The sequence below is a fragment of the Pseudomonas sp. B21-009 genome, assembly GCF_024749345.1.
Classification (GTDB): Bacteria; Pseudomonadota; Gammaproteobacteria; order Pseudomonadales; family Pseudomonadaceae; genus Aquipseudomonas.
The window spans coordinates 2,035,998-2,058,917 of record NZ_CP087199.1 but is presented as its reverse complement, the minus strand read 5'-3'; the positions used below and the strand labels follow the sequence as shown (position 1 = coordinate 2,058,917).

The following is a 22,920-nucleotide window of genomic DNA, read 5'->3' as shown; positions in this document are numbered from 1 at the left end:
CGCCTCTAGAAATCACGTTTGTAAAAAATATCCAGGGAACTGGCCAGGCCACTGGCCGCCTCCAGGTAAACCTTCTTGCTGAGCTTGTAGCGCAAGGCGATGGTGTTGGCCGGCTCGAACACACCCACCCCGTAACGCAGGCTCAAGCGCTCGGTCAGGTTACCGCTGGCGACCACCGCCGTGTTGTTACCGCTACCCTGGGTGTCGAGCTGGAAGTCATCGATGCCCAGGCTCGAGGCCAGGCTGCCGGTGATCCCGGCACTGCCCGCCAGGCCCAGGCCGAGCGCCGCTTCGGCGAGCATGTTGTTATCTTCGCCAGTGGTGCCCAGCGGCCGGCCGAGCACCAGGTAGGACAAGGCCTGCTCCTGGCTCATGGCCGGCTCCGAGAACACCTGGGTGGTGGGCTGCTCGGCGCTGCCGCTCAAGCGGATGCCGGCAATCACGTCATCGGTCTTGCGAATTGCCTCGATGTCCAGGTACGGCTGATCGATAGGGCCGGCAAACAGCAAGCGCGCACGGCGGATGGTCAGGCGCTGGCCATAGGCACGGTAGCGACCATCGGCCAGGCTCAGTTCACCGCGGGTATCGAGGTTGTCGCCGATATGCACGTGCCCGAGCAGGTTGGCGGTAAGGCCAAAGCCGCTGAACGAGAGCTTGTCCTGGCCCACCTGCACGTCGATATCCATGGCCATGGCCATCGGTGCTTTGCCCTCCTCGGTCTGGTGACCGAGGATCACCGTGTCATCGGAGACCTTGACCGTCGACGGCGGCAGTTCACGCACGGTGATCTTGCCCTTGGGCACCAGCACCTTGCCAGTCACCGCAAGCTTGTCGTCAATCAGGCTGATTTTCAGGTCCGGGGCCACTTCGAGGGCCGCATAGGGTTCGACGTTGACCGGCAGGCGCTGGCCCTGCAGCGCCAGGTTTACAGCCAGGGCCTGGCCCCAGCCGATCTGCCCGTTCAGGCTGCCCTGGCCGCTTTCGCCGCTTTTCCAGCTGCCGTTGAGCTGGACCTGTTCGCCGGCGATCAACGCTTGCAGTTGCAGGTCCTGAAGGCTGATCGGCAGCTCGGCACCGCTGATTTCGCCATGTACAAGGTTCAGGCTGCCATTGACCTGAGGCGCCAGCAAAGTGCCAGACAGGCGCCCGCTGCCATTGAGCTGGCCATTCAAACGCTCGACCATCGGCGCAAACGGACGGCCGATGGCCAGGTCCAGGCCGCTGAGGCGGAAGTCACCGCTCAACGGTTTGTTCTTTGCCAACGGGTCAAGCCGGGTATTGACCGCCAGCTCGCCGAGCTTGTCACCGTGAAAGTCCAGGCGGGTATCGATGCGCCGCGGGCCCAGGGTGCTTTGCAGGCGCAGGGTCTGGTAGGGGAAGTCCAGCCATTGGTCCTTTTCACGCACGCGCAAGGTGCCGCCGCTGGCATCGATGAGGATGGTGCCCTTGGGCCCGCTGGCCGGCACATCGAGGTTGATGTCGGCATTGAGCAGGCCCTGCCAGGCAAAATCCTTGGGCAGCCACTGCGCCAGGCTCTGCAGCGGGAACTGCTTGAGGTGATAGCGCAGGCGTGGCTCGGGCGCCAGGCGCTGGTCTTCGCCGCACAGGCTGGCCTGGCCGGAACGCCAGCAATGGGCGCCGAACTCCACCTGGCCGCTGGCCAGGCGCTGCAGTTTTGCCGGCGCCTGCAGGCGCCAGTCCTGGCCACCGGCCTGGATTTCGCCGCTTGCCAGGCGCCCGCGCCAGTTGCCCTTGTCCAGTTGCCCATCCAGGCCCAGGTCAAGCTTGAGCTGCGGCCCGTCCAGGGCCAGTTGCAGCTTTTGCTGACGAACATCACCGCTGCCCTTGGCCGTGAGCATCCCCAGGCTGGTATCGCCCAGGCGAATACTGCCGGCCTCAAGGTCGATGAGTGCACGTTGGGCGTTGTCCAGGCGTGCATCCAGGCTCAGGCGCTGCACGCGATTGTCAGCCTGGGCCAGTTGCTGGCCCTGCAGAACGAAGCTGCCTTGGGGGGCCTGCAAGGTACCGGCAACCTCCAGGCGGCCCTTGACCTGGCCTTGCAGCTGCGGCCAGAGCTGGCCCAGGCGTGGCAGGTTGATATCGATCTGACCGGCCAGACGCTGTTGCAGGCTGCCACTGCCATTGATGTGGTTGTCGCCCAGGCGGATGTCCAGGGTGCCCAGGGTCCATTGCTGCCCTGCCCCTTGCGCCAGCGCTTTGAGCACAGCGGGCTGGCCACGCAGTCGACCCTTGAGGTCAAGCTCGGCATCCAGACGCAACTCGCCGTTTTTCATCTCGCCCTTGCTGCGCAAGGGGCCAGCCAGGGTGCCGGGCAACTCGGCCAGCCAGTACGCCGGGTTCAGCGCCGACAGCTCCAGCGCGGCATCCCAGGCCACGCCATCGGCAAACTGCACGCCGACACTGCCGGTGGCCTTGCCTTGGCCCGCGCTCAGCTGAAGCTGCGCCAGGCTGACTTGCTTGAGGTCGCCCTTGAACGGGCTACTGAGGCTGAAGGTGCCTGCCGGGCCGTCCAGGTCGCCGTTGAATTCGCCCTGGTAGTTGCCATCGCGGTATTGCACCTGGCCGGTGAAGCGGCGCAGGGAAACCTCCGGTGCCGGGTTCATGGGATACAGGCGCAGCCAGGGAAAATCCAGCCAGTCGATGCTGGCGTCTGCGCTCAGGCCTTGCTGCCAGTCGGCCTTGGCCTTGAGCTTGAGCGCCTGCTCGGCGCTGGCACTGAGGTCCAGGGCGCTGACTTCTGCACCCTTGGCATCAACCCGGCCTTGCAGCTTGAGCGCCACCGGGCCCTGTTCGGCAGGCAGGCTGGCTGAACCGAGCAGTTGATAGCCGTTTTGCAGGTTGCCCTTGGCGCTCAGTTGCAACTGGTTCAGTTGCAAGGTGTCGGGCAGCGCGGCCGAAGGTTTGAACGCCTCGCTGCTGATCTGCAGTTGCGCTGGCAGATTCTGCGCCAGTGCCTGCAGCTCGCCGCTCAGGCGCGCTTGCAGATAACCGCTGCTGTCAGCCGTGAGCTTGAGGGTTTTCTGCAGGTCGCCGTCGACCTGCAACGCCAGTTGCCAGGGTTGCCCGTCGACACTGGGCAACTGCAGTTGCCCCTGGGCCTGCAACGGCCAATCGGCTTCGGGCTTGAGCAGGCCCTGCAGGTTCAGCTTGAGATCATCGCGTTGCAGTTGCAGGCTGTCGATCTGTAGCCCGCCGGTGGTCCAGTGCGCGGCCAGTTGCAACTGGCTGAGCTGTTCGTTGCCATCCAGGCGTAGCTGGCCGATGCGCACACTGCCAAGCTCAATGGCCAGCGGCAGCTTGAGTTGCGGCAGTTGCAACGGCCCGCTGTCGGGCTTCGGCTCGCCGGGAGTAAAGGCCAGGTTGACCTGATCGGTTTCCAGCCGCTCGATGCACAGGGTCATACGCAGCAGGCAGGCCGGCGACCAGGCCAATGCCGGCGCGACCAGCTCGACGCGATCGCCGCCTTGTTCCCACAGCAAGCGCTCGGCCTGCCACTGCCCGGCCAGGCGGCCCTGAAAGTTATCCAGTTGCAGCCCCGGCACCAGCCCCAGTGCCCAGCGGCTGCCGGCCTGAGTACCGAGCACCAGGCCGACACCCAGCACCAGCAACAGCAGCAAGGCCAGCAGGCCAAGAACGATGAATTTGATAACCCGACTCACAGTTCCGGCCCCATGGAGAAGTGCAAACGCAAACCGCCGTCGTCGTCCAGCGCGCGGGCCAGATCCAGACGCAGCGGCCCGACCGGAGACACCCAGCGCACACCGATACCGACACCGGTCTTGAGACTGGGAAGCTCCAGATTGTTGAATGAGTTGCCCTGGTCGACGAAGGTCGCCACCCGCCATTTCTCGGCAACCGAATACTGGTACTCGGCGCTGGCGGCCACCAGGTAACGGCCGCCGATGCGATCGCCATCGGAGTTCTTTGGCGACAGGGTCTGATAATCGTAGCCCCGCACGCTCTGGTCACCACCGGCGAAGAAGCGCAGCGACGGCGGAACGGAATTCTTGTAGCTGTTGGTGGCGCTACCGCCGAACTGCACACGGCCGAGGAAGCGATGGTTCTGGCCGAGGGTGGTCAGGCCCTTGAGCAACACATTGGCGTGCAGCAGGTTGGTGTCGGACACCAGCCCCTCCTTGGCTGCCTGTACATCGAACTGCAAGCGGTACCCGTTGTGCGGGTCGATACGGTTGTCACTGCGCAGGTAGGAATAGCTGATGCCGGGCATCAGCAGGTTGCTCAGGCCCGAGTCGTCACCGAGCTTGTACTCTTCGCGCTGGTACTTGAGCGAAATGACCCGCTGCCAGCCGCTGGGCAGTTTGCTGTGCCATTCCGGGCCGACCGTGAGCAGCTTGCTCACGGTGTCGGTGCCGGCGATTTCTTCATTCTGGTAGCCGCCGGCAAAACGCAGTTTGTCGGTCAGCGGCGGGTCGAGCGGAATGTCGTACCACAGGCCGACGTTCTGCCGCGGCGCCGACAGCTCGGTCTCCCAGCCATAACTATGGCCTTGCGGGTTGACCCAGTGGCGGGTCCAGTTGGCCTTGCCGCGCGGCCCGACGTCGGTCGAAAAACCCAGGCCCAGGCCCATGGTCCGTGGCTTGCGGGTGTCGAGTTGGACAGCCACCGGGATGCTCTGCTCGACCGCGGCAGTGGGCGCGGCATCGACCCGTACGCCTTCGAAGTAGCCGCTCGATTGCAGGGCGTTGTTGAGCTCGGCGATCAGCTCGGAATCGTAGGGGGTGTCGGCCTTGAACGGCACCATGCGTTGCAGCAGGTCTTCATCGAGCGGTGTATCGCCGGCGAAGCTGACCTTGCCCAGGCGGTAGCGCGGGCCGCTGGCGTAGATCAGCTCGATGTCGGCGACACCGGCCTGGGGATCGACCGCCAGGCGCTGGCGAACGAAATGGCCGCTGAAAAAGCCATAGCGCGAGGCCTGGTTCTGGATCAGGCGCTTGGCGTCTTCGTAATGGCCATGGTTGAGCACCGCGCCTGAGCGCAGCGCCTTGCTGTCGGGAATGCGAAAGGCCTTGAGCTCGCTGGCCGGGCCGTCGATACGGATGGTCACATCACGCAAGTGCACCGGCTCGCCGGGATCGATGCTCAACACCAGTTGCGGGCCCTTGTCGGCCTTGGCCGCTGGCTTGACCTCGCTATCGATCTGCGCCTGGTAATAGCCCAGGGCCTGGGAGGCCTTGCGCGCCTGCTCGACTGCGCCGCGGCTGAAGCGCAGCAGCGCCTCTTCATCGCGTTTACCAAGGCTGCCGATATAGCCTTCGACATTGGCCTTGAGTTCGTTATTGGCAGGTTTGACCCGGACCACCAGCTCGCTTTGCGCATACGCGCCGATGCTGGCAACCCATAGAATCAAACCGCAGGTGAATCGTCCTGAATACGTCATAGGCGCGGATGCTACCAGAGCTTGGCGGCAGCATGGAGCCCGAGGTTTTCCTCGCTGTTACGCAATTCAGGCCGAAGCCTGTTGCGACGACTGCGGATTGGGGTGAAAGAACACGTGTTCGTGGACCGGTCCTACAGCGATCTCACCAATTTCCTGATAGCCCTGTCGATGATAGAACGCCAGGTAGTGCTCGTTGCCGGTGTCCAGCACCACCCCCTCGGAATGCTCATCCACGGCACACCAATCGTGCACAGCCTGTAACAATTGTTCGCCGTAGTGCTTGCCCTGAAACTGCGGATGGATCCCCAACAGTGGCAACACATGCACCGCATCACTGGGCAGACAGGCCATCAGTGCGGCCTGGTAGTCCAAATAGCGGCGGGTGCAGCGAAAGCCGGTGCTGAGCACCATGCGCATGCGCCAGGCCCAGCTTTCGGTGATGCCCAGGCGTCGCTGCGGCGGGGCGATCAGGGCGATGCCGACCAGCCGGTCTTCGACCAGCAGGCCGATGGCGGGCAGGTCCTGGAGAAAATGCTGGTTGACCAGCTCGCGCACCGTGGCGCGTATGCGCTGGTCGAACCCCGGACGCCGGGCCTCGAACAGAAAGGCAAAGGTCGGTTCGTGGCGATAGGCGTGATACAGCAGGGAGCGCGCCTCGCGGCTGTAGCCGCCATCGAGCAGACGGACTTCAGCCGGTGCGGCAGTCGATTCGGGCATGCTGGCAAACCTCCGGAAATGGGCATTCATTGCCTTTGAGGTGTTCGCGGTGCCAACGTTCACCTCGTGGCACAGGTTAGCAACCTATCGAGTGGCTCGCCACGCTGGCCGGCGCCGCCGATGTCGGCTAGCATCCTGGGTTTTACCAGGATTGTGCTGCCCATGAAGATCGTCTCGTTCAACATCAATGGCCTGCGCGCCCGGCCCCACCAGTTGGCGGCGTTGATCGAAAAGCACCAGCCCGACGTCATCGGCCTGCAGGAAACCAAGGTCAGCGACGAGCAGTTCCCGCTCGCCGACGTCCAGGCCCTGGGTTATCACGTGCACTTTCATGGCCAGAAGGGCCACTACGGCGTCGCCCTGCTCTCGCGCCAGGCGCCACTGAGCCTGCACAAGGGCTTCAGCAGCGATGAAGAAGACGCCCAACGGCGCTTCATCTGGGGCACCTTCGCCGATACCGATGGCACGCCGATCACCATCATGAACGGCTACTTCCCACAGGGCGAAAGCCGCGACCACCCGACCAAGTTCCCGGCCAAGCAGCGTTTCTACAGCGATCTGCAGGCACTGCTGGAAACCCAGTTCCAGAACGACCAGCCGTTGCTGGTAATGGGTGATGTAAACATTTCGCCAGAAGACTGCGACATCGGCATCGGCGCCGACAACGCCAAGCGCTGGCTGAAGACCGGCAAATGCAGCTTCCTGCCGGAAGAGCGCGAGTGGATGGCACGCCTGAAAAACTGGGGCCTGGTCGACAGCTTCCGTCACCTGCACCCGGAAGTCGCCGACCGTTTCAGCTGGTTCGACTACCGCAGCCGCGGCTTTGAAGACGAACCCAAGCGCGGCCTGCGCATCGACCTGATCATGGCCTCCCAGGCGCTGCTGCCGCGGATCAAGGACGCCGGCGTCGACTATGACCTGCGCGCCATGGAAAAGCCTTCGGACCATGCGCCGATCTGGCTTGAATTGAACTGATAAACGCTCCCACAGGCTTTGTAGGAGCGGGCTTGCCCCGCGATGCGATCTGGCAGACAGCATACTATCGCGGGGCAAGCCCGCTCCTGCCACAGCCTGTCATCCCCCGGTCACATGTCTGTCTTAATCTCCCGGCACACCCTTTGCCCATGAGTGCCAGACGGCATGTTGCGCCACCTCTCCCTGCTTGTGCTTTGCCTGCTCCCGCTGATTGGCGCCGCTGACCCGCAGGCGCAATTGCGTATTCAGGGTTCCAACACCATCGGCGCCGCGCTGGCACCGGCGCTGGTCTCAGGTTTGCTCGCGCAGCAAGGCGCCAGCGCCATCAGCATCGTCAGCAGCGACGCCGCCAACGAGCTTCAGGTCCGTGCCCTGGACAGCAACGGCCAGGCCTTGCGCATCGACGTCGCCGCCCACGGTTCCAGTACTGGCTTCACTGCACTCAAATCCGGCCAAGCGGAGCTGGCGGCTTCCTCACGTCCGATCAAGCCAGCCGAACTGAACGAGCTGCAAGCGCTGGGCGACCTTAATAGTGCCGCCGCCGAGCAGATCATTGCCCTGGACGGCGTCGCGGTGATCGTCCACCCCGACAACCCGCTGCCGCAATTGACCACCACCCAGCTGGCGCAGATCTTCTGCGGGCAGATCGACCGCTGGGAGCAACTGGGCATCGGCAGCGGCCCGATCAACCTGTACGCCCGCGATGACCGCTCCGGCACCTTCGAGACCTTCAAAGCGCTGGTCCTCGACCCGGCACGGCAAGCCCTGGCCGACCACACCAAACGTTTCGAATCGGCGGAGCAACTGGCCAGCCAGGTGCTCGGCGATCGCCAGGCCATCGGCTTCAGCAGCCTGGCCACGGTGCACGGCGCCAAGGTCGTGGCGATTGCCGACGGTGAGTCCCGGGCCATGCTGCCGACAGCGGCGCTGGTGGCCAGCGAAGACTATCCGCTGTCGCGCCGGTTGTTCTTTTACTTGCCCCCCGGCCAGGCCAACCCCCTGGCCCGCGCCTTGGTCGAGTTCGCCCAAAGCCCCCAGGGCCAGGCCATCGTCACCGGCAGCGGCTTCGTCGGCCAGCAGGTGCAGAGCATCAAGGTTCAGCCCCGTACCGACATGCCGCGCCGCTACCTGGGCCTTGCCAATGATGCCCGGCGCCTGTCGGTCAACTTTCGCTTCCAGGAGGGTAACGCCAGCCTCGACAACAAGGCCCTGCGCGATGTGCAGCGGGTAGTCCAGTACCTGCAGGCGCAGCACAAGCTGAGTAACAGGGTGGTGCTGGTGGGCTTTGGTGATGCCAAGGATGACCCGCAGCGCGCCGCCCTGCTCTCGCGGCTGCGGGCCATGGCAGTGCGCCGGGAACTGGCTCGTAGTGGTGTCGAGTTGCGCGAAATAATCGGCCTGGGTGACGAACTGCCAGTGGCGGCGAACACCGCCGAACAAGGGCGGATCCGCAATCGGCGGGTCGAGGTGTGGGTCTACTGAGCCACTGCCTGCCAGGCGGGGCAATCAATTGTTACAGCCTCGATTGGGCGCCCTGGTTCTCCGGGTCTAGGCTTGTCCTTAGTGACGCCGGGCCCCTCTGACGGCTGCCAAGCCGCCATGTCGGAGTCACTGTTGCTCAGCAACGTCGACATTAAGGAGGGGCTCATGGCAGCTCTACAGGTATTTCTCGACAACGACTTCCTCGGCACCAGCCTGTGGTTCTGGCTGGCCTTTCTCGGCATCGTCCTGACCCTGCTGGTACTGGACCTGGGCGTGCTGCACCGCAAGCTGCACGAAATCGAAATGCGCGAGAGCCTGCTGCTGTATGGCGGCTATTTCAGCGTCGGAGTGCTATTCGGCGTGTGGGTGTGGTTCGAGCTGGGCGCGCAGAAGGCCCTGGAGTTCTACACCGGCTTTCTCATCGAGCAGTCGTTGTCGATGGACAACGTGTTCGTCATGGCGATGATCTTCAGCTTCTTCGCCATCCCTCGCCGCTATCAGCACCGGGTGCTGTTCTGGGGGATTCTCGGCGTGGTGGTGCTGCGGGCGATCATGATCGGCCTGGGCAGTGCGCTGGTGCAGGAGTTCGAGTGGATCCTCTACGTGTTCGGCGCCTTCCTGCTGTTCACCGGGGTAAAGATGCTGTTCTCCAGCGAAGATTCCCACCCGGACCTGGCCAACAACCCGGTGCTGAAGTTCGTCCGGCGTCATATGCGGGTAACCGACGAGATCCACGGCCCGCGCTTTTTCGTGCACATCACCCCGCCCGGGCAGAGCAAGGCACTGCGCTATGCCACGCCGTTGTTCCTGGCCCTGGTGCTGATCGAGCTGGCCGACCTGGTGTTCGCCGTCGACAGCGTGCCGGCAATCTTTGCCATCACCCAGGATCCGTTCATTGTCTACACCTCGAACATCTTCGCGATTCTCGGGTTAAGGGCGCTGTACTTTGCCCTGGCGGCGCTGATGCACCGCTTCATCTACCTCAAGTACGCGCTGGCGCTGGTGCTGGTGTTCATTGGCGGCAAGATCTTCTACCACGGCCTGATTGGCGCCGTGCCGCCGATGCTGTCACTGGCGGTGACCATTGCCCTGCTCAGCGGTGGCGTGCTGGTTTCACTGTTCTCGACCCGTGCACAGGGCAAGCCCGCCGCCGACAAGGAGGCGGACTTGCACGGCAAGCATCAATGACTGCTACGGAGCATTTCCTTGGGCACGTACTTGCCGATCTCGTACTTGCCGATCGCCGCGCGGTGCACTTCGTCCGGGCCGTCGGCCAGGCGCAGGGTGCGCTGCATGGCGTACATGTAGGCCAGCGGGAAGTCGCCCGAGACACCGGCGCCGCCGTGGATCTGGATCGCCCGGTCGATAACCTTCAGCGCCACGTTCGGCGCCACCACCTTGATCTGGGCGATTTCGCTGCGAGCGACCTTGTTACCGACGGTGTCCATCATGTAGGCAGCCTTGAGGGTCAGCAGCCGGGCCATGTCGATTTCCATCCGCGAATCGGCAATCTTGTCGACGTTGCCCCCCAGGCGCGCCAGAGGCCGGCCGAAGGCGGTACGTTCCACCGAGCGCTTGCACATCAGCTCAAGGGCCCGCTCGGCCATGCCGATCGAACGCATGCAGTGGTGGATGCGCCCCGGGCCCAGGCGCCCCTGGGCGATCTCGAAACCGCGGCCCTCGCCGAGCAGCACGTTCTCGTAAGGCACGCGCACGTTCTCGAACAGCACTTCGGCGTGGCCATGGGGCGCGTCGTCGTAGCCGAACACCGGCAGCGGCCGGACGATCTTTACCCCGGGGGTATCGGTAGGCACGAGGATCATCGAGTGCTGCTGGTGCCGCGGGCCTTCCGGGTTGCTCAGGCCCATGAAGATCATGATCTTGCAGCGCGGGTCGCAGGCGCCGGAGGTCCACCACTTGCGGCCGTTGATCACCCACTCGTCACCGTCACGCACGGCGCGGGCGGCCATGTTGGTGGCGTCGGACGAGGCCACGTCCGGCTCGGTCATGGCGAATGCCGAGCGGATGTCACCGCGCAGCAACGGTTCGAGCCACTGGCGCTTCTGCTCTTCGTTGGCGTAGCGCACCAGCACTTCCATGTTGCCGGTGTCCGGCGCCGAGCAGTTGAACGGCTCGGGGCCGAGCAACGAGCGGCCCATGATCTCGGCCAGGGGGGCATATTCGAGGTTGGTCAGGCCCGCGCCCAGCTCCGACTCCGGCAAAAACAGGTTCCACAAACCCTCGGCCTTGGCCTTGGCCTTGAGCTCTTCCATGATCGCGGTCGGCTGCCAGCGATCGCCTTCGGCAACCTGGCGCTCGAACACCGCTTCGGCGGGATAGACATAGGCATCCATGAACGCCGTGACACGTTCACGCAGCGCCTGGACCTTGGGTGAATAGGCGAAATCCATGGGCAGTACCTTCAGTGGAAAAGGGATCTGTTATCGATCCTAGATCAGCCGGTAAAATCCACCTAGTCTATTCTCGGCGTGTATAAACATTCATAACCGATATATGATCCACGGATAACACCAACAAGAGCAGCGCCCATGAACCTGAGCAAGGTCGACCTGAATCTGTTCATCGTCTTCGATGCCATCTACACCGAAGCCAACCTGACCCGGGCCGGGCAGATCGTCGGCATTACCCAGCCGGCAGTGTCCAACGCCCTGGCGCGCCTGCGCGAAACCTTCAACGACCCGCTGTTCGTGCGCACCGCCCAGGGCATGGTGCCCACGCCTATGGCGCAGAACATCATCGGCCCGGTGCGCAATGCCCTGTCGCTGCTGCGCGTGTCGGTGCAAGAGAGCCGCATCTTCAACCCGCTGCAGGCCAACAAGACCTTTCGCATCAGCATGACCGACCTCACCGAGGCGGTGATCCTGCCGCTGCTGTTCCAGCGCCTGCGGCGCTTGGCCCCGGCGGTGGTGATTGAAAGCTTCTTGTGCAAGCGCCGGGAAACCACCAAGGAACTGGCCGCCGGGCGCCTGGACTTTGCCGTCGATGCGCCGCTCAACACCGACCCGCAAGTGCGCCACGTCAAGCTGATGCAAGACCGCTATGTGTGCGCCATGCGCCAGGGCCACCCGCTGTTCAAGGACAAGCTCAGCCTCGACGACTACCTGGGCATGACCCACATCCATATCTCCAGCCGCCGCAATGGCCTGGGCTATGTCGACCTGGCCCTGGGCAAGATGGGCGTGCAGCGCAAGATCGCCCTGCGCTCCCAGCATTACCTGATGGCCTCGCAAGTACTGCAGCAGACCGACATGGTCATGACCGTGCCGGAGCGCTTCGCCCGCCGCCACCAGCTCAACCATGTCAGCCTGCCGGTGGACGTGCCGCCGCTGGAAACCCACCTGTACTGGCACGAAAGCACCGACCAGGACCCGGCCAACCGCTGGATGCGCGAACAGATCATCGAGCTGTGTCAGGGTGTGGTGGCGCAGGATGAGCGGGCGGCCATGGCTGAGGTGTAGGGAGCTATGGCGGGGCAAGCCCCAGCAATCCTTGCTTGACGTATACGTCAACCTGCAATTAGCTTAGCTCCATGCCCTTTTCCCGAGCCAAGCAATGAGCAGCCAGACCTACAGCATCTCCGACCTGTCCCGCGAGCTGGACATCACCACCCGGGCCATTCGCTTCTATGAAGAACAGGGCCTGCTCAGCCCGGAGCGTCGCGGCCTGGAGCGGGTCTATTCGGCTCGCGACAAGGTCAGCCTGAAGCTGATCCTGCGCGGCAAGCGCATTGGTTTTTCCCTGGCCGAGTGCCGTGAACTGATCGAGCTGTATGACCCGTCCAGCGGCAACCTCAAGCAACTGCACAGCATGCTGGCGAAGATCGCCGAACGCCGCGCCCAGCTTGAACAGCAACTGCTCGACATCCAGCAGATGCAACTGGAGCTGGACACTGCCGAAGAGCGCTGCGAGCAAGCCCTGGCCGCGACCTTGAACAACCAGAAAAACAGCCATTGAGCCCTGAGGAACCCTGCCCATGTCATTGCCTGAAAAAGTCCGCCTGGTCGAAGTCGGCCCGCGCGACGGCCTGCAAAACGAAGCCCAGCCCATCAGCGTGGCCGACAAGGTTCGCCTGGTCGATGACCTGAGTGCAGCAGGCCTTTCTTATATAGAAGTGGGCAGCTTCGTTTCCCCCAAGTGGGTACCGCAGATGGCCGGCTCCGCCGAGGTGTTTGCCAATATCCAGCAGCGCAACGGGGTGACCTACGCCGCGCTGGCGCCGAACCTGCGCGGTTTCGAAGATGCCCTGGCGGCCGGGGTCAAGGAAGTGGCCGTCTTTGCCGCCGCCTCCGAGGCGTTCTCCCAGCGCAACATCAACTGCTCGATCAGCGACAGCCTGCAGCGCTTCGTGCCGATCATCGAAGCGGCGCGTCAGCACGGGGTGCGGGTGCGCGGTTATGTCTCGTGCGTGCTGGGTTGCCCCTATGAAGGCAAGGTCAGCGCCGAGCAGGTGGCCCCGGTGGCCCGCGAGCTGTTCGACATGGGCTGCTATGAAGTGTCGCTGGGCGACACCATCGGCACCGGCACCCCCGGGGCAACCCGGCGCCTGTTCGAAGTGGTCGGCGCCCAGGTGCCACGCGCCCAGCTGGCCGGACACTTTCATGACACCTACGGCCAGGCCCTGGCCAACGTCTATGCCAGCCTGCTTGAAGGCATCAGTGTGTTCGACAGCTCTGTTGCGGGCCTCGGCGGCTGCCCCTATGCCAAAGGCGCCAGCGGTAACGTTGCCAGCGAAGACGTGCTGTACATGCTCCAGGGCCTCGGTATCGACACCGGTATCGACCTGCAGCGCTTGATTGCCGCGGGCTTGCGTATCAGTGAAGTACTGGGCCGCGCCAGCGGCTCGCGGGTGGCTCGCGCCCGTCAGGCACAGTAATCACAAGCGGTAACAGGCTGATCTGCGTGCGGGTGTTACCGCCCCCGCACTTTTCAGGGAAATTCCGGGTAACACGGAAACAAATCGACAGAATTTCCCGAGGAGATTTTTCCGTAAAATCTTCAAGCCATTGATTTTATTGGGTTTTAAAAAGTTGGCACGGCACCTGCTATATCTCAGGTACAAGAACAATAAAAAGTGCGACACACCCAATAAAAATAAGACGAAACGACTCTGACATAACAAGAACAACACGACAGAGGCGCAGCTAACAGATTTTTTTGGAGAGGATGTGCTTTCCAGGGGCTTGCCCCGCAACCGGACACAGAACAATAAAACTACCCCAAGGTAGCGCAGGTCACGGTTGGATCAGCAATGATGAAGGTAGATCAGCGCTCAAAAAAATACGTTTGCTCTTGATCCCGGATGGGGATCACCAAAGATACAGAGGCAACGGTCGCCAAAAACAACAACAGGCCGCCCTCCAATAACAAAAAAAGAGCACGCAACAATCTTTGAGGGGAGCCTAGGCTCCCCTCAGTGCTTCCTGCCCTCCTCGTTTTCGTCCTCGTCGTCCTTCTCGAAGCGATTGACCACCAGCGGCATCACCCCCAATACCAGCAACGCCAGCACCGTGCTGACCACCGCCGTGGCCTCCCGGCCCATGCCCGCCGCCACACCGATCGCCGCGGTCATCCACAAGCCCGCAGCCGTGGTCAGGCCCTTGACGTGCCCGGCATCCTGGTCGTGGCCCTTGAGAATGGTGCCGGCACCCAAAAAGCCGATACCGGCGACGATGCCCTGCACCACCCGGCTCAGCGCTGCATCGTCGGCCCCGGCCATGCGCGGCACCAGCACGAACAGCGCCGCGCCGAGGGCCACCAGCATATGGGTGCGCACCCCGGCGGCCTTGCCCTTGAGTTCACGCTCAAAACCGAGAATGGCGCCCAGCAGCGCCGCCATGACCAGGCGCACGGTCACCTGGGTAAGCTGCTTGGCATCGGTGATGTCGGCAAATTCCGCCACCAAGGTGATCCAGACTTGATGCCACCAGGCGTCCATGGGCTGTGTCCATGCAATAGGGATTAATCGATGGACAACGCCACTGGCGGCAAGTGCGCTGCCGACCGCTGATCGGTTGCTGCCAGCATCCCCTGCACCCGTGCGGTCCCACACATAGGACCCGAGTAAAGAGGACACAGCCATGCCTATTGAAATCGACACCACTAACCAGCGCTGCACCCTGATCAGCGATGACATGCACATCCAGGGCGAGGCCACGCAGGTGCGAATCGTCACCGACGAGGCCTTGCGCATGTCGGTTGCCGAGCTCGAAGGCAAGCGCGTGCCAATCACCGAACAGGAAGCCGATGCCCTCACTGTAGCGGGTGCGGTGGATGGTCGCAGGCACCTCAAGGAGACCGAGCAAGGCTCGATAATCTGAGGCCTGCGGAGTTTCCAAGGTAAATCTGATACGGTTTTTATCCAGATACCTGAGCCTGTTATGCAAACAGATGGGGCGCCATAGTGCTCTGGCCTGATCGAGGCCTGATGAGCGACGAACCATGAGCGATAGAATCCCCGTCCAGATCGTTGAAATTGCTGAGCCTTCCACCTTCAAGAAGAAGCCTGCCAGCAGTGACCGACAGATCCACACCCGTAGTTTCACCGGCTTGTTTCGTAACCTGCGCCTGGCTGGCGCGGGTTTTCTGTTTTTGCTGTTCTTTGGCACCGTCTGGCTGAACTGGGGCGGTCGTCAGGCCGTGCTTTGGGACCTGGCCGACAGCAAGTTCCATATCTTCGGCGCCACCTTCTGGCCGCAGGACTTCATCCTGCTCTCGGCGTTGTTGATCATCTGCGCCTTCGGCCTGTTTGCCATCACCGTGCTCGCCGGCCGGGTCTGGTGCGGTTACACCTGCCCGCAAAGTTCCTGGACCTGGATTTTCATGTGGTGCGAGAAGGTCACCGAAGGTGAGCGCAACCAGCGCATCAAGCTCGATGCCGCGCCCTGGAGCCTGAACAAACTGGCCCGGCGTTCGGCCAAGCACACCCTGTGGCTGGCCATCAGCCTGCTGACCGGGCTGACCTTCGTCGGCTACTTCACGCCGATCCGGCCGCTGGCCGAAGAACTGTTCACCCTGCAACTGGGCGGTGTCAGTCTGTTCTGGATTCTGTTCTTCACCGGCGCCACCTACATCAACGCCGGCTGGCTGCGTGAAGCGGTGTGCATGCACATGTGCCCGTACGCCCGGTTCCAGAGCGTGATGTTCGACAAGGACACCCTGACCGTCGCCTACGACCCGGCCCGTGGTGAATCCCGCGGCCCGCGCAAGAAGGAAGTCGACCACAAGGCCAAGGGCCTGGGCGACTGCATCGACTGCCATATGTGCGTGCAGGTGTGCCCGACCGGCATCGACATCCGCGACGGCCTGCAAATGGAGTGCATCGGCTGCGCCGCCTGTATCGACGCCTGTGACTCGATCATGGACAAAATGGGCTACGCCCGCGGCCTGGTCGGCTACAAGTCCGAACACACCCTGCAAGGCGGCACCACCAACTGGCTGCGCCCGCGCCTGCTCGGCTACGTCACCGCCCTGGTGGTGATGATCGGCGCCCTGGTGATCGCCCTGCAGCAGCGGCCGATGGTGTCGATGGACGTGATCAAGGACCGTGGCCTGTTCCGTGAGAACAACGCCGGGCAGATCGAGAACATCTACACCCTCAAGGTCATCAACAAGACCCAGCAATCCCAGCACTACCGCCTGCGCCTGCTCGATGCCGAAGGCTTCGAACTGCACGGCAGGACCGAATTCAGCCTGGCGGCCGGGGAAATGAGCGACTTGCCGGTGTCGGTAGCGATGTTGGCCGATCGCCCGCAAAGCAGCTCCCAGGAGATCAGCTTCGAACTGATCGATACGGACGAACCCGGTGTGCGCAGCGTCGCCCACAGCCGTTTTGTTGCGCCTTTGAACCGCTGATCCCATACACTGCCCGAGCATCCGAAACCTTTCGAGCCATGATGAAACGCTACGAGAAATTCGCCGACGACATTGCCGAACTGATCCGCTCCGGGGTCCTCGGCCCCGGCCAGCGCGTGCCGTCGGTGCGTTATGCCAGCCAGACCCACGGCGTCAGCCCGTCCACGGTGTTCCAGGCCTACTACCTGCTGGAGCGCCGCGGGCTGATCCGCGCCCGGCCGCGCTCGGGGTACTTCGTCAACGCCCACGCGCCGCGCCAGTTCAGCGAGCCGCAGATCATCGAGCAAGCCAGCGAGTCCACCGAGGTGGATGTCAGCGAGCTGGTGTTCTCGATCCTCGACTCGATCAAGGACCCGCAAACCGTGGCCTTCGGCTCGGCTTTTCCCAGCCCTCATCTGTTCCCGCTGCCGCGCCTGGCCCGCTCCATGGCCAGCGCCAGCCGCGAGATGGACCCGCGCATGGTGGTCACCGACCTGTCGCCGGGCAACCCGCAGCTACGCCGGCAAATTGCCCTGCGCTACATGGTCGGCGGCCTGATGCTGCCCATGGAGGAGCTGCTGATCACCAACGGCGCGCTGGAGGCCCTGAACCTGTGCCTGCAGGCGGTGACCGAGCCCGGCGACCTGGTGGCGATCGAGGCGCCGGCGTTCTATGCCTGCCTGCAGATCCTCGAGCGGCTCAAGCTCAAGGCGGTGGAAATCCCCGTGCACCCGCGCGAAGGCATTGACCTCGGGGTGCTGGCGCAAACCCTGGCCAAGCACCCGGTCAAGGCCGTGTGGTGCATGACCAACTTCCAGAACCCGGTGGGCGCGAGCATGCCGGAAGAGAAGAAGCAGCAGCTTGTGGAGCTCTTGCGCGAACATCAAGTGCCGCTGATCGAGGACGACGTCTATGCCGAGCTGTATTACGCCCAGCAGGCGCCGAAACCGGCCAAGGCCTTCGACACCGACGGCCTGGTGATGCACTGCGGCTCGTTCGCCAAGAGCCTGGCCCCCGGCTACCGCATCGGCTGGGTGGCGGCCGGGCGTTACGCGCAGAAGATCGAACGGCTGAAACTGATGACCTCGCTGTGCGCCTCGATGCCGGCCCAGGCGGCGATTGCCGACTACCTGCAGCACGGCGGCTACGACCGGCACCTGCGCCGGCTGCGCTATGCCCTGGAAGAGCAACAGGCGGCGATGCTCGCGGCCATTGCCCGGTATTTTCCGGCGCAGACCCGGGTCAGCCATCCGGCCGGTGGCTACTTCCTGTGGCTGGAGCTGCCTGAACAGATGGACTCGCTCAAGCTGTTCCAGATGGCGTTGGCGCAAGGCATCAGCATCGCCCCCGGGCCGATCTTTTCGCCGACCCGGCGCTTTCGCAACTGCATCCGCCTCAACTACGGCAGCCCCTGGACCGAGCAGTCGGAAAAGGCCATGGAAACCCTGGGCAAGATCGTCCGCTCGTTCTGATCGGCGGTTGTACTTCGAGCGCGCTTGCGGCACCCTGCGCGCTCGAATTTCCCAGGGATGGATGGCATGCACAAGCGACAGCACTTTCTTACGCCGCAGCGTTACGAGCGCTTCCTCGAACACGACGAAGAGAGCCGTGCATTCCTGCGCGACAATCGCCTGCAAGCCGACTCCGACGAGCAAGAGGCAGTGTTCAGCGGCAAGAGCCTCAAGGGCCTGGCGCTGGACAAACTGCTGATCAGCTATACCGCCGGCGTTGACATCGAGGCCCTGCCCGCCTTGCTCGAAGCGCTGGTCGCCGAGTACGAGCAACTGCAACGCAAGATGGCCGTGTACACCGAGCAAGCCAACGTCGCTCCGCTGAATCTGGGCGATAGTGAAGAACACCACGAATGCATGCAGGTCATCAGCCTGTGCATTCTGCTCGGTCGCCAGGACCTGCTCGAACGCTTCGTCACGCTGATGGACAACGGCGGCTATGCCGAAGAAGACACCCTCTATGAAGACCTGCTGAACCGGGTCCTGCCCGACCGCTACGACGTCGATGCGTGGTACCAGGACTACGCCACGCCGTTGGTGCAAACCATCTATGCCACCAGCCCCGAGCAAGCGGCCAGCCGCCTGCAGGGCTACTGCGAGCAGTGGTACGAGCACTTTGAGCACGCCAGCTGGTACGACACCCATGGCGACGATATCAGCGGTTACGTCGGCTACTGGTCATTCGAGGCCGCGGCAGTGGCCCTGCTCTACGGTATCGATACCCGCGAACTGCTGCACGTGATCTTCCCCCATGAGCTGCTCGCGCACGCGCGCAGCCTGCCCGCCTACCAGGGCATCCGCTGGGAGTGCCTGGGCGACGCTGAAGACGATCAGGAGGAGGACGAAGAAGAGCTGACCGACGAAGACGACGAAGACGACGAAGACGACAGCGACGAAGACTTCGCCTACGACATCAAGGCCGCCGGCGTCACCTTGTCCGACGCCATCGATGCCGGCAGCATCCCGCACCTGGCCCAGGCCCTGAGTGCCTACGACACCGTCGAAGCAATCCTGGCCCTGAACCTGGCGGCCGACCAGCAGGAAGAAGACGAGGCCTTCTTCGACCTCGCCCTGGCCCTGCTCGGCTGGGTCCCAGGCCCTGGCCACGGGCTCAAACGGGTATTGCGCCTGGTCAATCGCGACCCGCAAAAGCATGCCGAGCAGCTTTATGACCTGCTGCGCCACGTACTGCTCAACTGCAAACTGAAGACCAGCCCGGATGCCCTGCTCGAAGAGAGCCTGGACGCCGAGTTGCTACGCAGCGAGCTTGCGCAAATCATCGCTGCGGTCAGCGCCAGTGCGACCTTCCTGGCCCTCGACGCGCAGCGCCAGGCCCTGGTGCTGAGCGACCTGGAACAGGCTGGTGAACACCTTGACGACCTGATCGAACGCATCGACGAACGCCTGATGCCCTGGCTTGCCGTGCAGCGCAACAGCTCGGCGCAAGCCTCGGGCAGCAGCACCCGCGTGCCGGCACAAACCAGTAAACCGCAGTCGCGGCGTGTCGATAACCTGCGCGAGCACGGAACGTTCAGTACCCATCCAGCGGCCAGTGATGGCGGCAAACTCAGTCGCGAGCAAATCAACCCGGTAGCCACCAGCAACTGGCTGGAGCTGAGCCTGGACGACGGCAAGCTCGGCGGTGTACCCGGCGCGGCCTACAAGGTGATCTTCGCCGACGGCAGCATTGCCGAAGGCTTTTTGAACAACCTCGGTCATACTCGCCTGGAGGGCGTACCTTTCGGCCCGGCCAAGGTGTATTACGGTGAAGACCCGCGCCCCTACCCGCGCCAGCCGATCAAGGCCCTGGCCAGCAGCGCGGCGCTGATCGACCGCGACCTGCGCAGCCTGGGCTTCATCCCGGCGAAACTCGACCGCGACGACCTGTACGCCGAAACCACCGGGCGCATTGCCCCCTACTGCGAACTCAACGCCCTCTGGTGGGAATGGGCCAGCGCGCGCTATCACGGCCACTGAAGCGCTTGACCTGGGGCCGCGCAGTTGTTGAGTGCTGCGCGGGACGCTACATTTGCCACTATCCCCAGGCCGGAACACGCGCATGCCGTCGAGCGAACTGCAGTCCCTGCGCCAGCAACTTGAGCAGTTGCAGCAGCAGAACAATCTGCTCACAGCCCAGCTCGCCGAGCGCAGCCGCGCCGGGCCTGCACCTGACCAGCAGGCCCTGGCCGATACCCAGCAGCGTTATCGCTTTCTGTTCGAGGCCATGGACGAAGGCTTTTGCATCATCGAGTTCTTCGACGGCCCCCACGGCCCGCTCAGCGACTACGTTCATGTCGAAGCCAACGCTGCCTACGCCAAGCATGCCGGTATCGACAATGTGGTCGGGCAGAAGCTGCGAGAGATGGTGCCCGATGAGGCCGATGGATGGATTGCCCGCTATGGACCGGTGCTGCACAGCGGCAATCCGATCCGCTTCGAGCAGGAGCTGGTAGCCACCGGCCGCCACCTGGACATCTGCGCCTTTCGCCTGGAGCCGGCCAGCCGCAAGCAGGTCGCCGTACTGTTCCAGGATGTCACCGCGCGCAAACGTGCCGAATCCGAACTCAAGCGCCTCAACCAGGAACTTGAACAGCGGGTGGCCCAGGCGCTGGCAGAGCGCAAGATTCTCACCGATGTGGTCGAGGCGACCCTGGCGCAAATCCAGGTGGTCGATCTGCACATGCGCTGGCTGGCTATCAACCGCGCCGCGCGTGACGAATTCCAGCGAATTTTCGAGCAAGTACCCAGCGTCGGCGACAGCCTGCCGACGCTCATGGCCAGCCGTGCCGAAGACTGCGCCCAGGGCCTGCAACTATGGTCCCGCGCACTCAAGGGTGAGGCATTCGTCGAGATTGCCGAGTTTGGCGAGGGCGAGCAGCATCGCCACTACGAACTGCGGTTCAGCCCGCTGCATGACAGCAATGGGCAACTGATCGGCGCTTACCTGTTCGCCTACGACATCAGCGAGCGGGTCCGCGAGCAAAAACGCCTGCGCAAGACTGAAGAAGCCCTGCGCCAGGCGCAGAAAATGGAAGCGGTCGGCCAGCTCACCGGCGGCATCGCCCATGACTTCAACAACCTGCTGACCGGCATCAGCGGCTCGCTCGAACTGTCGCGCAACCTGCTCGGGCGCGGGCGCCATGAACAGATCGCCCCCTACCTGCGCACCGCCCAGGATGTGTGCAACCGCGCCGCATCCCTGGTTCACCGGCTGCTGGCCTTTTCCCGGCGCCAGACCCTGGAACCGCGCACCATCGACGTCAATCGCCTGGTCGGCGGCATGCTTGAGCTGATCCGCCGCAGCGTCGGCCCGCACATCGACATCGAGGTGTTTACCTCCAGCGCATCCTGCCGAGCCAACATCGACGCCTCGCAACTGGAAAACGCCCTGCTCAACCTGTGCATCAACGCCCGCGACGCCATGCCGGGCGGGGGCAGGATCAGCATCGAAACCCGTCATCTGCCAGCCGATGAGCAAGTCGCCGCGCACCTGGACCTCAAGCCCGGTGACTACCTGGCCTTAAGCGTCAGCGATAACGGCAGCGGCATGTCACCGCAGGTGCTGGCGCGCGCCTTCGATCCGTTCTTCACCACCAAGCCGGTGGGCCAGGGGACGGGCCTGGGGCTGTCGATGGTCTATGGTTTCGTCCGTCAGTCCGGTGGCCAGGTGCGGGTGTATTCGGAACCTGGCCAGGGCACCAGCGTGCACCTGTACCTGCCGCGCCTGGACAGCGCCAGCCTGCCGCTTAGCGAAGCGAAACCAACGGCCCGCCCGCAACGTGAACTGCGCGACATGACGGTGATGCTGGTCGATGACGAAGCAACCATTCGCATGCTGGTCGGCGAAGTACTCGAGGAACTGGGCTGCGCCAGAATAGAATTCGCCAACGGCCACAGCGCCCTGGCGGCCCTGAAAAAGGGTGCGGGCGTCGACCTGTTGATCAGCGATGTCGGCCTGCCCGGCGGCATGAACGGCCAGCAACTGGTGGCCGCCGCCCGCCAATTGCGGCCCGGATTGAAGGTGCTGTTCATCACCGGCTACGCCGAGCAGGCGGTGCTCGGCAGCGGCGTGTTCGAGCCCACTACCCGGGTGCTGACCAAGCCGTTCAGCCTCGACACCCTGGCCCAGCGTATCGAGGAAATGATCGGCTGATCAGCGCCCGCCACCAAGGTCCAGAAAGCTGCCGGTGGAATACGAGGCCTGGTCTGACAGCAGCCAGAGGATCGCCTCGGCGACTTCCTCGGCCTGCCCGCCGCGGCCCATGGGGATGCCTGGTTCCAGCTTGCTGACCCGCTGCGGGTCGCCGCTGAGGGCGTGGAAGTCGGTAAAGATGTAACCCGGGCGCACGGCATTGACCCGTACCCCTTCGCCGGCCACTTCCTTGGCCAGGCCGACGGTGAAGGTATCCAGCGCGCCCTTGGAGGCGGCATAGTCGACGTATTCGTTAGGCGAGCCCAGGCGCGCGGCCACCGACGAGACGTTGACGATGCTGCCGCCCTGCCCGCCATGGCGGGTCGACATGCGCTGCAGCGCGTGCTTGGCGCACAGCATCGGCCCGACCACGTTGGTCTTCATCAGCTTGAGCAGGCGAAACTCCGACACCTCTTCGACCCGACTCTGGTGGCCGATGGTGCCGGCGTTGTTGACCAGCGCAGTGACCGGGCCCAGCTCGGCATCGACGCGCTGGAACAGCTGGGCGATCTCGTCCTCGACACTGACGTCGGCCTTCACCGCAATGGCCTCGGCACCCAGTTCACGGACCTCGGCCAGCACCCGCTGGGCGGCTTCGTCGTCACGCAGGTAATTGATGCAGATACGGTAACCGGCGCGCGCGGCCAGGCGTGCGGTGGCAGCGCCAATGCCGCGGCTGGCGCCGGTGATCACGATAACCTTGTCCATGGATACTCCTTGCCCCCAATGGCGTTGACCCCTCAAGGCTAACGCAGTCAGGGGCCGGGCACAAA

At 63.6% G+C, this 22,920-nt stretch carries 17 protein-coding genes; 11 read left to right on the top strand and 6 right to left on the bottom strand.

Features of this window, described 5'->3' with window-relative positions; translation table 11 throughout:
• Positions 1-5: 5 nt before the first annotated feature.
• The 3 genes from LOY34_RS09450 to LOY34_RS09440 form a co-directional block, all read right to left on the bottom strand.
• The gene (locus LOY34_RS09450; protein WP_045201380.1) at positions 6-3,680 is read right to left on the bottom strand and encodes a translocation/assembly module TamB domain-containing protein; all 3,675 of its coding nucleotides are present in this window, start codon (positions 3,678-3,680) and stop codon (positions 6-8) included.
• Positions 3,677-5,419 (bottom strand): autotransporter assembly complex family protein, encoded by a 1,743-nt coding sequence (locus LOY34_RS09445; protein WP_045201379.1) that lies wholly within the window; start codon positions 5,417-5,419, stop codon positions 3,677-3,679. The genes LOY34_RS09450 and LOY34_RS09445 overlap by 4 nt, the downstream gene beginning before the upstream one ends.
• 66 nt (positions 5,420-5,485) lie before the next feature.
• Complete coding sequence (locus LOY34_RS09440) at positions 5,486-6,136, bottom strand: N-acetyltransferase (RefSeq protein ID WP_093384937.1); 651 nt, start codon at positions 6,134-6,136, stop codon at positions 5,486-5,488.
• A gap of 162 nt (positions 6,137-6,298) precedes the next feature.
• Here LOY34_RS09440 and xthA point away from each other — a divergent pair, with 162 nt between their 5' ends.
• The 3 genes from xthA (at position 6,299) to LOY34_RS09425 (ending at position 9,781) form a co-directional block, all read left to right on the top strand.
• The gene (gene xthA / locus LOY34_RS09435; RefSeq protein WP_195885974.1) at positions 6,299-7,111 is read left to right on the top strand and encodes an exodeoxyribonuclease III; all 813 of its coding nucleotides are present in this window, start codon (positions 6,299-6,301) and stop codon (positions 7,109-7,111) included.
• 165 nt (positions 7,112-7,276) lie between these two features.
• On the top strand, positions 7,277-8,593 hold the full coding sequence (locus tag LOY34_RS09430) for a substrate-binding domain-containing protein (RefSeq protein WP_195883500.1): 1,317 nt from the start codon (positions 7,277-7,279) through the stop codon (positions 8,591-8,593).
• A gap of 165 nt (positions 8,594-8,758) precedes the next feature.
• Positions 8,759-9,781, top strand: a complete 1,023-nt coding sequence (locus LOY34_RS09425; protein WP_045201375.1) for a TerC family protein — start codon at positions 8,759-8,761, stop codon at positions 9,779-9,781.
• Here LOY34_RS09425 and LOY34_RS09420 read toward each other — a convergent pair.
• Positions 9,775-11,004 (bottom strand): acyl-CoA dehydrogenase, encoded by a 1,230-nt coding sequence (locus tag LOY34_RS09420; protein WP_093384950.1) that lies wholly within the window; start codon positions 11,002-11,004, stop codon positions 9,775-9,777. The genes LOY34_RS09425 and LOY34_RS09420 overlap by 7 nt on opposite strands.
• Before the next feature lie 138 nt (positions 11,005-11,142).
• Between LOY34_RS09420 and LOY34_RS09415 the strand changes: the two genes are divergently transcribed.
• From LOY34_RS09415 to LOY34_RS09405, 3 genes are all read left to right on the top strand, one after another.
• Positions 11,143-12,072: a LysR family transcriptional regulator gene (locus LOY34_RS09415; protein ID WP_195883499.1), complete on the top strand. Its 930-nt coding sequence runs from the start codon at positions 11,143-11,145 to the stop codon at positions 12,070-12,072.
• Between the two features lie 94 nt (positions 12,073-12,166).
• Positions 12,167-12,568 carry a MerR family DNA-binding transcriptional regulator gene (locus LOY34_RS09410; RefSeq protein WP_010226535.1) on the top strand — a complete coding sequence of 134 codons (402 nt, stop codon included), beginning with the start codon at positions 12,167-12,169 and terminating at the stop codon, positions 12,566-12,568.
• Between the two features lie 19 nt (positions 12,569-12,587).
• The gene (locus LOY34_RS09405; RefSeq protein ID WP_045201372.1) at positions 12,588-13,487 is read left to right on the top strand and encodes a hydroxymethylglutaryl-CoA lyase; all 900 of its coding nucleotides are present in this window, start codon (positions 12,588-12,590) and stop codon (positions 13,485-13,487) included.
• 537 nt (positions 13,488-14,024) lie between these two features.
• On the opposite strand, the gene LOY34_RS09400 is transcribed toward LOY34_RS09405, so the two are convergent.
• Entirely contained in the window at positions 14,025-14,549 is a 525-nt protein-coding gene (locus LOY34_RS09400) for an MgtC/SapB family protein (protein WP_045201371.1), read from the bottom strand.
• Between the two features lie 142 nt (positions 14,550-14,691).
• Here LOY34_RS09400 and LOY34_RS09395 point away from each other — a divergent pair, with 142 nt between their 5' ends.
• The 5 genes from LOY34_RS09395 to LOY34_RS09375 all read left to right on the top strand — a co-directional run bounded on the left by LOY34_RS09395 (position 14,692) and on the right by LOY34_RS09375 (position 22,108).
• Positions 14,692-14,931 carry a DUF3203 family protein gene (locus LOY34_RS09395; protein ID WP_045201370.1) on the top strand — a complete coding sequence of 80 codons (240 nt, stop codon included), beginning with the start codon at positions 14,692-14,694 and terminating at the stop codon, positions 14,929-14,931.
• Positions 14,932-15,052: 121 nt separating this feature from the next.
• On the top strand, positions 15,053-16,465 hold the full coding sequence (gene ccoG / locus LOY34_RS09390; RefSeq protein WP_195883498.1) for a cytochrome c oxidase accessory protein CcoG: 1,413 nt from the start codon (positions 15,053-15,055) through the stop codon (positions 16,463-16,465).
• 41 nt (positions 16,466-16,506) lie between these two features.
• Positions 16,507-17,916, top strand: coding sequence for a GntR family transcriptional regulator MpaR (gene mapR, locus LOY34_RS09385; RefSeq protein WP_045201498.1), 1,410 nt, complete (start codon positions 16,507-16,509; stop codon positions 17,914-17,916).
• A 66-nt stretch (positions 17,917-17,982) separates the two neighbouring features.
• Positions 17,983-19,932, top strand: a complete 1,950-nt coding sequence (locus LOY34_RS09380; protein WP_230090833.1) for a PoNe immunity protein domain-containing protein — start codon at positions 17,983-17,985, stop codon at positions 19,930-19,932.
• Between the two features lie 82 nt (positions 19,933-20,014).
• Complete coding sequence (locus LOY34_RS09375) at positions 20,015-22,108, top strand: PAS domain-containing sensor histidine kinase (RefSeq protein WP_195883497.1); 2,094 nt, start codon at positions 20,015-20,017, stop codon at positions 22,106-22,108.
• Here LOY34_RS09375 and LOY34_RS09370 read toward each other — a convergent pair whose 3' ends face one another.
• On the bottom strand, positions 22,109-22,855 hold the full coding sequence (locus LOY34_RS09370) for an SDR family oxidoreductase (RefSeq protein ID WP_258664636.1): 747 nt from the start codon (positions 22,853-22,855) through the stop codon (positions 22,109-22,111).
• Positions 22,856-22,920 lie beyond the last annotated feature (65 nt).

What these genes read in the sequence shown, in the direction of transcription:
- LOY34_RS09445 (WP_045201379.1), bottom strand. Translation starts at nt 5,419, where the DNA reads ATGACGTATTCAGGACGATTCACCTGCGGTTTGATTCTATGGGTTGCC.
- LOY34_RS09440 (WP_093384937.1), bottom strand. Translation starts at nt 6,136, where the DNA reads ATGCCCGAATCGACTGCCGCACCGGCTGAAGTCCGTCTGCTCGATGGC.
- xthA (WP_195885974.1), top strand. Translation starts at nt 6,299, where the DNA reads ATGAAGATCGTCTCGTTCAACATCAATGGCCTGCGCGCCCGGCCCCAC.
- LOY34_RS09430 (WP_195883500.1), top strand. Translation starts at nt 7,277, where the DNA reads ATGTTGCGCCACCTCTCCCTGCTTGTGCTTTGCCTGCTCCCGCTGATT.
- LOY34_RS09425 (WP_045201375.1), top strand. Translation starts at nt 8,759, where the DNA reads ATGGCAGCTCTACAGGTATTTCTCGACAACGACTTCCTCGGCACCAGC.
- LOY34_RS09420 (WP_093384950.1), bottom strand. Translation starts at nt 11,004, where the DNA reads ATGGATTTCGCCTATTCACCCAAGGTCCAGGCGCTGCGTGAACGTGTC.
- LOY34_RS09415 (WP_195883499.1), top strand. Translation starts at nt 11,143, where the DNA reads ATGAACCTGAGCAAGGTCGACCTGAATCTGTTCATCGTCTTCGATGCC.
- LOY34_RS09410 (WP_010226535.1), top strand. Translation starts at nt 12,167, where the DNA reads ATGAGCAGCCAGACCTACAGCATCTCCGACCTGTCCCGCGAGCTGGAC.
- LOY34_RS09405 (WP_045201372.1), top strand. Translation starts at nt 12,588, where the DNA reads ATGTCATTGCCTGAAAAAGTCCGCCTGGTCGAAGTCGGCCCGCGCGAC.
- LOY34_RS09400 (WP_045201371.1), bottom strand. Translation starts at nt 14,549, where the DNA reads ATGGACGCCTGGTGGCATCAAGTCTGGATCACCTTGGTGGCGGAATTT.
- LOY34_RS09395 (WP_045201370.1), top strand. Translation starts at nt 14,692, where the DNA reads ATGCCTATTGAAATCGACACCACTAACCAGCGCTGCACCCTGATCAGC.
- ccoG (WP_195883498.1), top strand. Translation starts at nt 15,053, where the DNA reads ATGAGCGATAGAATCCCCGTCCAGATCGTTGAAATTGCTGAGCCTTCC.
- mapR (WP_045201498.1), top strand. Translation starts at nt 16,507, where the DNA reads ATGAAACGCTACGAGAAATTCGCCGACGACATTGCCGAACTGATCCGC.
- LOY34_RS09380 (WP_230090833.1), top strand. Translation starts at nt 17,983, where the DNA reads ATGCACAAGCGACAGCACTTTCTTACGCCGCAGCGTTACGAGCGCTTC.
- LOY34_RS09375 (WP_195883497.1), top strand. Translation starts at nt 20,015, where the DNA reads ATGCCGTCGAGCGAACTGCAGTCCCTGCGCCAGCAACTTGAGCAGTTG.
- LOY34_RS09370 (WP_258664636.1), bottom strand. Translation starts at nt 22,855, where the DNA reads ATGGACAAGGTTATCGTGATCACCGGCGCCAGCCGCGGCATTGGCGCT.